This is a genomic window from Pseudomonas mangiferae, from assembly GCF_007109405.1.
Taxonomy (GTDB): Bacteria; Pseudomonadota; Gammaproteobacteria; order Pseudomonadales; family Pseudomonadaceae; genus Pseudomonas_T; species Pseudomonas_T mangiferae.
This window is the reverse complement of record NZ_VJOY01000018.1, coordinates 23,043-36,641: the sequence shown is the minus strand read 5'-3', so window position 1 is coordinate 36,641 and position 13,599 is coordinate 23,043. Positions and strand designations below refer to the sequence as shown.

General features: G+C 69.4%; 11 protein-coding genes. 6 read left to right on the top strand and 5 right to left on the bottom strand.

The window, feature by feature from the left end:
• Positions 1-70: 70 nt before the first annotated feature.
• Positions 71-913, bottom strand: a complete 843-nt coding sequence (locus FM069_RS18810; protein WP_143489911.1) for a CvfB family protein — start codon at positions 911-913, stop codon at positions 71-73.
• Positions 914-1,285: 372 nt separating this feature from the next.
• Between FM069_RS18810 and FM069_RS18805 the strand changes: the two genes are divergently transcribed.
• A complete protein-coding gene (locus FM069_RS18805; RefSeq protein WP_143489910.1) occupies positions 1,286-2,002 on the top strand; it encodes a TorF family putative porin in 717 nt (238 codons plus the stop codon).
• Between the two features lie 56 nt (positions 2,003-2,058).
• Entirely contained in the window at positions 2,059-2,778 is a 720-nt protein-coding gene (locus FM069_RS18800; RefSeq protein ID WP_143489909.1) for an RNA pseudouridine synthase, read from the top strand.
• A 10-nt stretch (positions 2,779-2,788) separates the two neighbouring features.
• On the opposite strand, the gene FM069_RS18795 is transcribed toward FM069_RS18800, so the two are convergent.
• The 3 genes from FM069_RS18795 to FM069_RS18785 form a co-directional block, all read right to left on the bottom strand.
• Positions 2,789-4,918, bottom strand: a complete 2,130-nt coding sequence (locus FM069_RS18795; protein ID WP_143489908.1) for an ATP-binding protein — start codon at positions 4,916-4,918, stop codon at positions 2,789-2,791.
• A gap of 98 nt (positions 4,919-5,016) precedes the next feature.
• Positions 5,017-7,197 carry an ATP-binding protein gene (locus FM069_RS18790; protein WP_178106847.1) on the bottom strand — a complete coding sequence of 727 codons (2,181 nt, stop codon included), beginning with the start codon at positions 7,195-7,197 and terminating at the stop codon, positions 5,017-5,019.
• Positions 7,185-7,790 (bottom strand): biliverdin-producing heme oxygenase, encoded by a 606-nt coding sequence (locus FM069_RS18785; RefSeq protein WP_143489907.1) that lies wholly within the window; start codon positions 7,788-7,790, stop codon positions 7,185-7,187. The genes FM069_RS18790 and FM069_RS18785 overlap by 13 nt, the downstream gene beginning before the upstream one ends.
• Positions 7,791-8,098: 308 nt before the next feature.
• Between FM069_RS18785 and FM069_RS18780 the strand changes: the two genes are divergently transcribed.
• The 3 genes from FM069_RS18780 to egtD all read left to right on the top strand — a co-directional run bounded on the left by FM069_RS18780 (position 8,099) and on the right by egtD (position 10,884).
• The gene (locus FM069_RS18780; protein ID WP_143489906.1) at positions 8,099-8,407 is read left to right on the top strand and encodes a hypothetical protein; all 309 of its coding nucleotides are present in this window, start codon (positions 8,099-8,101) and stop codon (positions 8,405-8,407) included.
• A gap of 165 nt (positions 8,408-8,572) precedes the next feature.
• Positions 8,573-9,919, top strand: coding sequence for an ergothioneine biosynthesis protein EgtB (gene egtB, locus FM069_RS18775; protein ID WP_143489905.1), 1,347 nt, complete (start codon positions 8,573-8,575; stop codon positions 9,917-9,919).
• Between the two features lie 2 nt (positions 9,920-9,921).
• The gene (gene egtD, locus FM069_RS18770; protein WP_143489904.1) at positions 9,922-10,884 is read left to right on the top strand and encodes an L-histidine N(alpha)-methyltransferase; all 963 of its coding nucleotides are present in this window, start codon (positions 9,922-9,924) and stop codon (positions 10,882-10,884) included.
• 84 nt (positions 10,885-10,968) lie between these two features.
• Here the strand turns inward: egtD and FM069_RS18765 are convergent, their stop codons facing one another.
• Positions 10,969-11,367 carry a transcriptional regulator gene (locus FM069_RS18765; RefSeq protein ID WP_143489903.1) on the bottom strand — a complete coding sequence of 133 codons (399 nt, stop codon included), beginning with the start codon at positions 11,365-11,367 and terminating at the stop codon, positions 10,969-10,971.
• A gap of 423 nt (positions 11,368-11,790) precedes the next feature.
• On the opposite strand from FM069_RS18765, the gene FM069_RS18760 reads away from it, so the two are divergent.
• Positions 11,791-13,599 carry a S8/S53 family peptidase gene (locus tag FM069_RS18760; RefSeq protein WP_143489902.1) on the top strand — a complete coding sequence of 603 codons (1,809 nt, stop codon included), beginning with the start codon at positions 11,791-11,793 and terminating at the stop codon, positions 13,597-13,599.

The following is a 13,599-nucleotide window of genomic DNA, read 5'->3' as shown; positions in this document are numbered from 1 at the left end:
CGACGAGAAGGTGGGACACAGAGTATAGGGGGGCCGCCCGGCGTGGCCTCACGCCGTGACGGCGCCGGCTTCAGGGGCGGACGCGGGTGATGTGGTCGTCGTGGATGACGATCAGCCCCTGCTTGTAGAGCCCGCCGATGGCCTTCTTGAAGGTGCCCTTGCTGACCCCGAACAGGGCGCCGATGCGCTCGGCCGGGCTGCGGTCGCTGAGGTCCAGGCGCCCGCCGTTGCGCTCCAGCTCGTCGAGGATGCGCTGGCCGAGGGCCTCGCCGGCCTGCTCGCCCACCGGCTGCAGGCTCAGGCTGATCTTGCCGTCCGGGCGCAGGGCCTTGATGTAGGCGGTTTCCCGCAGGCCGCTGCGGAGGAACTTGAACACCTCGTTCTTGTGGATCAGGCCCCAGTGGCGGTCCTCGATGATCGCCTTGAAGCCCAGGTCGGTAGGCTCCGCCACCAGCACCTGCACCGCCTGCCCGACCCGGTAGCGGGCCGGCTGGTTGTCCAGGTAGCGGTCCAGCCGGGCGGTGGCGGTGATGCGCCGGGTGCGTGGGTCCAGGTACAGGTACACCACGCAGTAGTCGCCCACCTGCAGCGGGCGCTTTTCCTCGGAATGGGGCAGCAGCAGGTCCTTGGGCAGGCCCCAGTCGAGGAACAGGCCGACGCGGTTGATATCCACCACCTTGAGGCTGGCGAACTCCCCGACCCTGGCCTTGGGCGTCTCGGTCGTGGCGATGGGACGGTCGTCGCTGTCCAGGTAGACGAAGACGTTCAGCCAGTCGCCGATTTCCGGGACCGGCGCCTGGGGTACGTAGCGGTTGGGCAGCAGGATCTCGCCCTCCGCGTCGCCATCCAGGTAGAGCCCGAAGTCGGTCTGCTTGACCACCTGCAGCGAATTGAAACGACCGATCAGCGCCATGGAGGGAAGGACTCGAAAAGGGAAAAGGCCGGCATTCTAGCCGACTCGCCCCGCCGCTGCCGTCCAGACGATCCGCCCGTCATCGGGCGCGGTGCCCGAGAGGGCCAGCAGCGGGCCAGCGCAGCGCGATCACCGCGCCATCAGCCTCGGGTCTTTTTCACCCACGGATCGACGAGCGGTGCCGTGGCCCGGGCCTCAGCCGGTATCCTGCGGCGGTCGACCGGTGGGCCGGGACGGCCGCGGCTGCCCGGTGCAGACGGGCCGCCGGGCCCGCCAGCCGTGTTCAGGGCTGCGTTTCCAAGCGGGCGCGCGCCACTCCGATCCGCTCCCAGGCCGTCCGCGGTGGCCTGATCGCCCGTTAGGAGTGCACCGATGTACAAGTTGCCGTTATTGATCGGCCTGGGCCTGCTCCTGAGCAGCGCGGCCCTGGCCCAGGTGATGCAGCGCGACCTGGGTGACTTCGAGCTGAAGCTCGCCACCACCCCGACCCGCAGCATGGCCCAGGGCCTGGTGCAGACCAATTCCGCCGGCTCGTTCCATGGCGGCTTCGACCTGACTCACGCGGATGGCTGGTACGTCGGCCAGTGGTCGCCGAACATGGATGTGTTCGATCCCAAGCGCCTGGAAATCGATTCCTACACCGGCTTCAAGCACGCCTTCGACGACACCCTAGGCTACGAACTGGGGCTGATCCGCTTCGCCCGGCCCCAGGCGCCCGCCTTCGATCGCCACCAGGCCTATGCCGGCCTGAGCCTGTACGACAGCCGCCTCGGCGCAGCCCTGTCGGACGAGCCGGGGCGGCTGAACGGCACCCTCTATGCGGACTTCGGCACCCGTGCCCTGCTGGGCTTCGACATCGGCCTGAAGTACGCCAACCATTCCCTGGACACGCCGGTGAGCTACGCCGACGGTGCCGTAAGGGTGTTCAACGACTGGTCGCTGAACCTCACCCGGCCCTGGCAGGGCATCGACCTCAACCTGTCCTACAGCGACTCCAGCCTGCGTGGCGGCGCCTGCACCGCCTACTCCGGCATCAACACCTACTGCGACGGCTACCTGGTGCTCAAGGCGTCCCACCCGCTGTTCTGATGGGAGTAGCGCCGCCGCGGCGCTACACTGGCCGCCCTTTTTCGTGGTGAGCCGTCATGACCGAACCCGTGCGCCTGTCCAAACGCCTCGCCGAGCTGCTGCCTTGCTCGCGCCGCGAGGCGGAGCTGTACATCGAGGGCGGCTGGGTCAGCGTCGACGGCGAGGTGGTGGACACGCCGCAGTACAAGGTCGAGCCCGAGCAGCGCGTCGAGCTGCTGCCCGGCGCCAGCGCCACGCCGCAGCCACCGGTCACCCTGCTGCTGTACAAGCCCGCCGGGGTGGCTCTGGAGCGGGCAGACCTGCAGACCCTGCTGGCCGATGCGCAGCACGCCCCCGAGGACCGTTCCGGCATCCGCCCGCTGCCGCGCCATCGCGCCCGCCTGGACCTGCTGGCGTCCCTGGAAACCGAGGCCAGCGGCCTGGTGGTGTTCAGCCAGGCCTGGGGCGTGAAGCGCCGCCTGACGGAGGACGCCACGCGCCTGGAACACGAATTCACCGTCGACCTGGACGGCACCCCGCCGCGGGACGCCCTGGCGGCTTTCCACCCGGGCCTGCGCTATCGCGGGCGGCCGCTGCCACCGTTCAAGGTGAGCTGGCTGAGCGAACAGCGCCTGCGCTTCGCCCTGAAGACCCCGGAGCCGGGGCAGGTACGCACCCTCTGCGAGCAGGCCGGGCTGACGGTACGGGCGGTGCGCCGCCTGCGCATTGGCCGGGTCGCCCTAGCGGGCCTGCAACCCGGCCAGTGGCGCTACCTGGGGGAGCAGGAACGCTTCTGAGGCGCCCGCCTCAGGCGCGGCGCTCCAGCATCGCCCGCAGGGTCGCCGCCAGCACGTCGATGGTGTACGGCTTGGCGATCATCTCCATGCCCTCGTCGAGGAACCCGGCGCGGGTCTCCGCCCCTTCGGCGTAGCCGGTAGCGAACAGCACCGGCACCTCGGGCAGCACCTGGCGCACGCTTTCCGCCAGTTGCCGGCCGTTCATGCCGGGCAGGCCGACGTCGGTGAGCAGCAGGTCGAAGGGTTCCCGGCGCAAGGTCTCCAGGGCTTCCAGGCCGTCGCTGGCCTGCAGCACCTGGTAGCCCAGGTCTTCCAGCACCTCCACGGTGAGCATGCGCACCACCGGGTCGTCCTCCACCACCAGGATGCGTTCGCCGCCGCCACTGGGGGTGTGGGGCAGCGCCGCGGCTTCCGCTTCGGCTGCGGCGGCATCGGCGTGGCGCGGGAAGTACAGGCGGAAGCGGGTGCCCCGCCCCGGCGTGCTGCTCAGGCGGATGTGGCCGCCGGTCTGCTTGACGAAGCCGTAGACCATGGACAGGCCGAGGCCGGTGCCCTGGCCGATGGGTTTGGTGGTGAAGAAGGGCTCGAACACGTGGCTGAGCACTTCCGCGTCCATCCCCGTGCCGGTGTCGCTCACTTCCACCCGCACGTAGTCGCCGGGGTCCAGGTCGTGGTCTTCGCCGTGGTCGGCGCCCAGGCTCAGGTTGCCGGTGACGATGCTCAGGCGCCCGCCGTGGGGCATGGCGTCCCGGGCGTTGATCGCCAGGTTGAGCAACGCGCTCTCCAGCTGCGGCATGTCGGTGAGCACCGACCACAGGCCGGGTTGCAGGCGGGTCTCCAGGATCACCCGCTCGCCCAGGGTGCGCCGCAGCATTTCCTCCAGGGAGTGCACCAGGGCGTTGATGTCGGTGGGCCGGTTGTCCAGGGACTGCCGGCGGGCGAAGGCCAGCATGCGCTGCACCAGGGAGGCGCCGCGCTGGGCGGCGTGGTTGGCCGCCTCGAGGAAGCGCTGCACCTCGGCCTTGGTATCGGGGTGTAGCCGGCGCTGGACGATGGTCAGGCTGCCGATCACCCCGGCCAGCAGGTTGTTGAAGTCATGGGCGATGCCGCCGGTGAGCTGGCCGATGGCTTCCATCTTCTGCGCCTGGCGCAGCCGTTCCTCGGCCAGGGTGCGCTCGGCCACCGCCTCGGCGACCCGCTGCTCCAAGGTCGCGGTGAGGTCGCGCAGGGTGGTTTCGGTCTGCTTGCGCTCGTGGATGTCGATGAGCACCCCGGGAAAGCGCAGGGCCAGCCCGTAGGCATCCAGCTGGCACTCGCCGTTGGCCTCGATCCAGCGGTAGGTGCCGTCCAGCTGGCGTACCCGGTACTCGGCCCGGTACGGCCCGCCCACCCGCAGGGTATGGGCGATCAGCGCCTCGATGGCCGGGCGGTCCTCGGGGTGGATCGACTCCACCACCTGCTCCAGGGTGAGGCCCTGGGCGGCCTGGGCCGGGTCGAGGGAGAAGGCTCGGGCGAAGCGCTCGTCGGCCACGAAATGATTGGTGGGGATGTCCCACACCCAGGTGCCGATCACCGCGCCGGCGTTCAGCGCCAGGCTGACCCGCTCGTTGGCCAGGCGCAGCTCCGTCTCGGCTTCGGCGCGGCCACGCTCGGCCATGATCTTGTCGGTGTTCTCGACGATGATGCACATCACCCCGGCGGGCGTGCCGATCTCGTCGTACACCGGGCTGTAGTAGACGTTCATCCACGAGTCGTCCGGGCGGCCGCGGCGCGGCAGGACGAAGTGCAGGTCCTCGTAGGACAGCGACTCGCCCCGCAGGCCCAGGTCCAGCACGTGGCGGTTCCAGCCGGCGATCTCCGGCCAGGCGTCCTCCACCGGCACGCCGAAGGTCCCGGGGTGGCGGTCGCCGGCCACGGTGGCGGCGTAGGCGTCGTTGTAGATCAGTACCCCGGGCCGGCCCACCATCAGCACGATGGGCGTGGACACGGCGAGAATCAGGTCGACGCTGGTCCGCAGGTAGCCCGGCCATTCCGCCAGGGGCCCGAGGCCGGTGGTGCTCCAGTCGAAGCGACGGATCAGCGTGGCCATCTCGCCGGGAAACGCGGGAAACGCGGGGAGCAGGGGGGACTCGGACGTCATGGGTTACACGGAAGGGCAAGGTCGGGCGCGGCATCGTCGCGCGGCCGTCGAGCCGGGGCAAGCCCTGCCCGCCCCGGCCGACGCGTGTTTGTTCGGGCTCAGCGGGTGATGCACACGCGGAAGGTCACGCGGCCTCCCGCCTGGCTCACGTCGATGGTGCCGCCGTGGGCCAGCACGATGGCCTGGGAGATGTACAGGCCGATGCCCAGGCCGCTCTTGTTGCGGCCGTGCTCGGGCGGCGGCTGCTTGAACGGGGTGAACAGCGTGCCCAGGCGCTCCTCGGAGAGGAAGTCCGCCTCGTTGATCACCGCCAGGGTGATGACCGTCTCGTCCTGGCTCAGGCGCACCTGCACCGGCCGACCCTGGGCGCCGTGGTGGCGGGCGTTGCTCAGCAGGTTGGCGACCACCTGGGCCATGCGGTCGGGGTCGATGTGGGCCATGATCTCGGGGGCGATGGCCGTCTCGATGGCCAGGCCCGGGTAGGCCAGGCAGGTCTCGTTGACGATGTCCGCCACCAGCCGGCTGAAGTCAGTGGGCACGCACTGCACGGTGATGCCGGCGCCGGCCTGCAGGCGGCTCATCTCCAGGATCTGGCTGATCAGCCGCTCCATGCGGCCGCTGGAGTTGGTGATGTGCTGGCGCAGCTCGGCGGTGCGCGAGTCGTTGGACGAGAGCATCGCCGCCGCCATGGAGATGGACTGCAGCGGGTTGCGCAGGTCGTGGCCGAGCACGGCGATCAGCCGCTGGCGCATGCGGTCGATCTCGCTGGCCCGGTTCAGGCACAGCTCCATCAGCTCCACCCGCAGCTTCTCGGCGATGCTCAGGTCACCGGCGGTCCAGGGCGCCGAGCTGCCGCTCACCACCTCTTCCCAGGCCTCGAACGAGCCCCGCGGGGTCAGGCGCGAACCGGAAGGGCCGACGGTGACGATCTTCTCGGGCTTGCCGCCCCAGTTGATGGTCTGCACTTCCTCCAGACGGAACCAGAGGATCCAGCCCGAAGCCTGGCGGTGGAAACGGATCGCCAGCACCCCGCAGAAGCGCGCTTCCGGCAGTTGCGGGTGCAGGTGCGGCCACTTGTCCGTGTAGAAATTCTCCAGGCCGTCGTCCAGCTCCAGTTGCTGAACCACGCGTCGCACGAAGTCGTCCAGCAGGTTGTCGCCACGGCAGCTCAGGCGGCCGCCGAAGGTCACCGCCGCCGCGTGGCAGGGCAGCAACTGGGCGACATCCGCCAGTTGCTGGGACAGGGAGCCGAGCATGTCGTCGGCGTCGCGGGCGTGGCGCACCAGGCTGAGCTGCAGTTCGGCGGCCTGGCGCTGGGCCTCCGCCGCCTTGCTGGCTTCCAGGCGCTCGATCACCGCGCTGCACACCTGGGAGAACACCTGGAACGCCATGCGCACCGGGTACGGCACCTGCTTGGGGGTCATGTGGTGGCAGGAGAACAGCCCCCACAGCTCGCCACCCACCACGATGGAAATGCTCATGGAGGCGGCGACCCCCATGTTGGTCAGGTACTCGCAATGGATCGGCGAGACGCTGCGCAGGGTGCTGAAGCTCAGGTCGAACGGCTTGCCGCTGCGCGGGTGACGGTCCGGCACCAGGCGCGCGGGGCGGTAGCTGACGTCGGCGATTAGGCGGATCGGGTTCTCGATGTACAGGCGACGCGCCTGGGCGGGGATATCCGAAGCCGGGTAGCGCTGGCCCAGGTAGCTCTCCAGGTCCTCGCGCCGCGCCTCGGCCACCACTTCGCCGGACAGGTCCGGCTTGAAGCGGTAGGCCATGACCCGGTCGTAGCCGGTCATGCGGCGGATTTCCTCGGTTACGCTGACCAGCAGGTCCTGCAGCTCGTGGCGCTGCTGGACTTGGCCGATGATCCGCTGGGCGTTGAGGGCGAACGCGGTGAACGCCGCCGTGGCGGCCGGGCGCGGTTCGAACTCCAGGTACAGCACGTCGGAAAAGAAGTGCCCCACCACGTCGAACAGGGAGTCGCCGATCACGGCTTCCACCGCGTTGCTCCAGCGCATCGCGCCCACGTCGCGCTCGTCCAGCAGGCTGACCACCTCGACGCCGACGCGCTCGACGTCCAGGGGTTCGTTGAGCAACGGGGTGAAGCCCAGCAGCAGCGGCAGGTTCTCGCTGAAGCTGACGACGCGCCGGTCCACGTCCAGGGCGATCAGCGCCCCGTGGGGCTGGATCGCACCGGGCAGGTGGATCGGCTCGTCTTCGCAGTTGGCCAGGGTGACCGGTTCGTCGACGCGGGCGGGCGCCCTCATATCGGACATGCAACCTCGATCTCGGGCGTCACCCAATGACGGAAGGAACGGAAGGCCTCCTGGGCCGAACGCTGGGCCAAACGGATGTCGGCTTCGCTCAGCACGTGGCGGGCCAGTTGCTGCTGGAAGCGCTGCCAGCGGACCCCGGTGTCGCCGCCGTAGCCGCGCAGCCATTCCAGCGGCAGGCCGGGCAGGCGCGGCGAGAGGCGCTTGTAGAGGATCGCGCCGCCGAGGGTCGCACCCTCCACCACATAGGCGATACCGAAACCGCTGGCCAGGTCGGTGGCCTGGGGAGCATCCGGGCAGTCGGCGATGGCGGCCAGGTCCTCGCGGTCCAGGCCGGCGGCCAGCAGGTCGGCCTCCAGCCAGCGGGACTTGGCGAAGCGCTGCGGCGCTTCCAGCTCCACCGGCCATTGCAGACGCGCCAGCCCGGCTTCCAGCGGCCGCATCCAGCCGAGCACCTGGCGCACGTAGCGCACGTAGCGGGCCTCGTCGAGGTTGGGCTGGATCAAGGGGGACGTCGCATCCAACTCCGCATGCAGCTGACGCGTCGCGTCGCGCAGTGCGAACAGCACGGGAGAAATCTGGAAACCTGCGGTCATGCCATCTGCATTCCGGGTGATGCCTCGTGAGTGATGAATCAGGGAGAACTGCGCACGGGTGCGCCTGAACACTGAAAACGCTGGGAAGGGTGACGTGTGACGGAGCACTCGCCGTCGCGTTAGGAAACAGACCCTGTCGACCTGCAAAGTTCAACCCGGCGGCGGTTCCGCAGCGCCGAGGCGCAGCGTAACAAGTCCGTTGCGGCGGGGGGCAGACTTTACCTTGTCCCGGGATGGACGGTCACCCCGGGGAACCTTCTACCGGTAACGGGCGGTCCATCCTAATACACCGTCACCTGGAGAGCCCCATGAGTAAGTCCATCAGCTACGAAAAAGCCAGCGACCTGGCCCGCGAAGCCTTCAAGCCCTACACCAGCACCGTCGAGCGCAACGCCGCCGGCGACGGCTTCTCCTTCCGCGTCAGCGACCGCCAGGGCCAGGAACTGCTGGCGGTGCCGACCCTGGGCGCCGAGGTCTACGGCGACCCGGTGCGCCTGGGCGAAGCCCTGCAGCGGGCCCGCTTGGACCTGGGCAAGAAGGGCCACGAACTGGAGCCTTGGACCATGCCGGTGCTGACCGACGCCACCGGCATCCCCGAGACCCCGCCGAACTACTGATCCTCTCCCCCACCCTGCCGCGGTGCACCCCGCACCGCCCGGCAGCGGCCCTCATGCCGTTTGAAACTTTGCTTATAGCGTCCGGTCGGTTTCCAGAGACCGCCCGGTTCGCGCCGCGTCCGGCGAAGCGTCCACGCCCACCCTGCACAGGAAGGAGTGCGTCGAATGCCCCATCCCGCCCTGGATACCGGCTTCGCGGCCATCCCGGACACCCTGCTGGCCCGTTACCGACAGGTCCGCCACGCCTCCGAACGCATCTGCGCCCCCTTGCAGACCGAAGACTACGTGATCCAGAGCATGCCCGACGTCAGCCCGCCGAAATGGCACCTGGCCCACGTCAGCTGGTTCTTCGAGGCGTTCCTGCTGACGCCCTTCCTGAAAGGCTACCGGACACCCGATCGCGCCTACGACACCCTGTTCAACTCTTACTACCAGACCCACGGCGTCCCCTTCCCGAGGGCGGCCCGGGGCCTGCTGGCGCGGCCCACCGTGGAGCAGGTCTACGCCTACCGCGCCCACATCGACCGGGCCATGGAAGCGCTGCTGGGCGATCCGCCAGCGGGAGCCGGGGACGAGATCGCCCGGCGCGTCGAACTGGGCCTGCAGCACGAGCAGCAGCACCAGGAGCTGCTGCTGATGGACATCAAGCACATCTTCGTCCAGAACCCCCTGGACCCGGTCTACCGCCGCGACCTGCAGGTGAGCGCCCCGGGCACGGAGGCCCCGCTGCGCTGGCAGGCCTACACCAGCGGGGTGCGCTCCATCGGCCATGACGGCGACGCCTTCGCCTTCGATTGCGAGCGCCCGCGCCATCGGGTCTTCGTCGATGATTTCCGCCTGGCCAGCCGCCCGGTGAACAACGGCGAGTACCTGGCCTTCATCGAGGACGGCGGCTACCGGCGCAGCGACCTCTGGCTGGCGGACGGCTGGGCCCTGATCAACCAGCAGGGCTGGCAGGCGCCCCTCTACTGGCGCCGCGACGGCGACGCCTGGTACGAATTCACCCTGGGCGGCCTGCGGCCCCTGGACCGCTTGGCGCCGGTCTGCCACCTGAGCTTCTACGAGGCCGAGGCCTATGCCACCTGGGCCGGCGCACGCCTGCCCAGCGAGGCGGAATGGGAAGTGGCCGCCCAGGAAGCGACCGCCCGCGACCTGGCCTTGGGCGACACGGCAGGCCGCGATACGCCTGCGCGCGGCACCTCGGCCCGCGGCCATTTCGTCGAGGCCGACTGCCTGCAACCCATGGCCGGTCACGCACCGGCGCGTGGCCCCGGCCAGCTGTTCGGCGATGTCTGGGAATGGACCGGCAGCGCCTACCGCCCCTACCCCGGCTTCCGCCCCCTGGAAGGCAGCCTGGGCGAATACAACGGCAAGTTCATGTCCGGCCAGATGGTGCTGCGCGGCGGTTGCTGCGTCACCCCGGCGGACCACATCCGCGCGACCTACCGCAACTTCTTCTACCCCGCGATGCGTTGGCAGTTCTCCGGCCTGCGCCTGGCACAGGAGGCTTGAGCATGGCCCTTGCGATCCGCTTGCACGACCAGTACGACCTGCACGACGACAACGAACTGCGCCAGGATGTCCTGGCAGGTTTCGCCGCCTCCCCCAAGCACACGCCGCCGAAATTCTTCTACGATCGGCGCGGCTCCGAGCTGTTCGAGCAGATCTGCCTGCAGCCGGAGTACTACCCGACCCGTACCGAAGAGGCGATCCTGCGCCGTGCCGCCGCCGAGATCGCCGAGATCGCCGGCCCGGGCGCCAGCCTGGTGGAACTGGGCAGCGGCGCCAGCCGCAAGGTGCGCCTGCTGCTGGAAGCAATGCGCCCGGCCAGCTACCTGGGCATCGACATCTCCCGGGACTTCCTGCTCAGCAGCACCCACCGCCTGGGCGCCGACTACCCCTGGCTGGAGGTACATGCCGCCTGCGCCGACTTCACCCGCCCCATGAGTCTGCCGGCGGACGCCATCGGTGAACGGCCTCTGGCGTTCTTCCCCGGCTCCAGCATCGGCAACTTCGATCCCCAGGACGCCCGCGCCTTTCTGGAGAACCTGCACGCCCTGCTGCCGGCCGGCGGCGGGCTGCTGATCGGCGTCGACCTGGTGAAGGACACCCGCACCCTGGAAGCGGCCTACAACGATCGCGCCGGGGTCACCGCGGCGTTCAACCTGAACCTGCTCTGGCGTATTCGTGACGAGCTGGACAGCGATATCCGTCCGGCCCATTTCTCCCACCGCGCGTTCTACAACGAGGCGCAATCGCGCATCGAGATGCACCTGGCCAGCCCGCGGGCGCAGACGGTGCGCATCGAGCGCCAGCAGTTCCACTTCGCCCCGGGCGAGACGCTGCACACCGAGAACTCCTACAAGTACACCGTTGAGGGCTTCCAGCACCTGGCGGGTACGGCCGGGTTCGCCCCGGTTCACGTGTGGCTGGACGACCGCGAGCTGTTCAGCGTGCATTACCTGCGCAAGGCCTGACCCGGGCCCAATGAAAACGGCGCGGACCCGAAGGCCGCGCCGTTTTTCATGCCGGGGGCGGCGGCCGATGGGCCGCCTACGCGATCAGGCGCGCGCTGCGTTATCGGCGATGCGGTCGAAGATCGAACCGTCCGACAGCACCACCTCGCCCTGCTCGTCCAGCAGCCGGCGAAACGCCACGCTCTCCGGGAAGCTGCTGCCGATCAGGCTGAGCAGGCGCGAACCCCGGGCGGTCAGGATGTAGTTGTTGGCGCCACCGCCCAGCTCCTCCGGGCGCTCCTCGATGAAGCCGCCTTCGTACAGCACGCCTTCCAGGTCGCCAGCCACCTGCTTGAGGTGGTCCACGCTGCCGCCGATGGGCTGGCCGGCCGCGAGACGGTCACTGGCCAGTTCTTCCGCGTAGACGCGGGGTTTGAACGAGTCGTTGGCCGAGTTCTGCGCCTCGTGCAGCAAACGCTCGATGAGCTCCCAATCGTAAGCCATACGAAAATCCTCTCGTCATGAGGACGTGGAATCGCGTCCCTGAAAATACCGACCCCCGCCGCTCGGGGATGGTTCGATCCACGCGAGGCCGTGCGACCCGGGGTCACGGGTGGGGCCAAGGCCGACGGGTGAGACTCTGGGAGGGCAGCCGCCACGGCCAGAGAGTCGCTCCGGTGACAACCTGGGGCGGGCATCGAGTCGAAGAACACCGGTTACTGCTTGGCGGCGACTTGGGAATGTGCCGGCTCGACAGCCGTACCTCGCCCGCTCCCCCTCACGGGCTGGCGCCCGCCGGTCGCCCTTCGCCAACCATGCCTGACCCGCCAGCCGCACCAAGCCGGCGGCCGCTTACCGGCGTCCTGAACGAATGCGAGCGGGGGGCAGTCACACCGCTATCCGACGGTTTTCGAGTGCTGGTTGCCCATGTGGTCGTTCCGCTGTTCCCCGCGTCGCTCCCGCCCTTTTTCCCTGCCCTGGTTGCCTCTTCTACTGGCCTGCGGCGCCACATCCGCCGGCGCCGAGGAGCCCTTGCGGGTGGAACGCCTGCAACGCTGCGGCGACCTGCTGGAGCAGAAGCAGCAACGGTTCTGCCTGGATGCCGCCGGCCTCGCCGACGGGCCGTACCAGGTCCTGCTAGACGGCCGGGCCCTGCCCGCCCGGCAGGTCACCCGGGAGGGCGAGACCCTGCGCCTGGAACTGCAGGCCGGGCAGCAGCGCAGCGGCCCGGTGTGGCTCCGCCAGGGCAGCCGGGAAAGCAACCCGGTGTGGTTGTCCCTCAACGCCAGCCAGGTGCTGGCGGCCACGCCCAACGAGGTGGCGAAGAACATGGACGGGCTCACCACCTACGTGAACCTGGTGAGCGTGCTGATCGAGGAGGACCACCCCGGCCTCGACGAAGCCAAGCGTCTCGCCGAGCGCTACGGCGCCCAGGTGGTGGGGGCGATCCCGCCGCTGAACGTCTACCAGCTGCGCCTGCCGGCGAAAGACCTCACCGAGCGAGACGCACTGGTGCTGCGCCTGGGCAGCGAAGTCACTGTCGACGCCGTGATCGTCGAGGAGTCCGCCCCGGAGAAAGGCGAGGAAGGCGAAGCCGCCAAGCCGAAGGCCGACGACAAGCCCGACAAGCCCCACGGCGACGAATGGGCCGCCAACCGCTTCATGGACGCTGTGAACTACTACCGCCGGCGCATCCCCAGCCAGGCCTCGCCGGTGGCCACCACGCCCCTGCGCATCGGCGTGATCGAACGGGAGGTGGACTTCGACTCGCCGGACTTCTCCCCCTACCGCGGCGGCTGCAACAGCCGGCAGCAGCGCACCTGCCTGTACGCGCGGGATGCCCACGCGCCCGATGGCCATGGCTCCACCGTGGCCGGCATCCTCGCCGCCAGCTGGGAGCCGGGTGGCAACATGGGGTTCCTCAGCGGCCTGGACCGCGCCGGCCCCGGCTTCGAGGTGATCGTCGAGCGCAACTCCGACGCCGGCATCACCGCCAACATCGCCGCCTCGGTGAACCTGGTGGAGGACGGCGTGCGGGTCCTCAACTGGAGCTGGGGCATCCACCGGGTCGGCGCCGTGAACGTCGAGGGCGACGAGGTGGATTCCCTGGTGCGCTCCGGCATCGCCATGGGTGGCTACGAAGAGTTGCTGGAGGAGTTCTTCCTCTGGCTGCGCCGCGAGCACCCGGACGTGGTGGTGGTGAACTCCGCCGGCAACGGCTCATCGTTCTCCGGGACCGACGAGTACCGCCTGCCCTCCTCTTTCATCACCGAGCAGTTGCTGGTGGTGGGCGGCCACCAGCGCAGCGAGGACAAGGGCCTGCCGGTGCAGGACCCCGGCTTCGCGGTGAAGCGCGAGACCTCCAACATCGACATGCGGGTGGACATCACCGCCTCCGCCTGTACCCGGGCCTCTACCCTGGCGCCGGGGGAGCGCGGCGCGGTGCATTGCGGCACCTCCTACGCCACGCCCATGGTCACCGGCATCGTCGCCGCCATGCTGTCCATCAACCCGCGCCTGCAGCCCGAGCAAGTGCGCATGCTGCTGCGGCGCAGCGCCATGACCATCGGCGAGAACTACGACTTCGAACCGGTGGACGGCGACGACCTGACCGCACCGATCATTCCCTCGGAGCGTGGCTACGACCTCCATGACAAGGACATCGGCCGCTCGGCGCGCCTGGACATGCAGAAGGCCCTGGAACTGGCGGTGCAGAGCCGCGACCGGGTTCGCTGA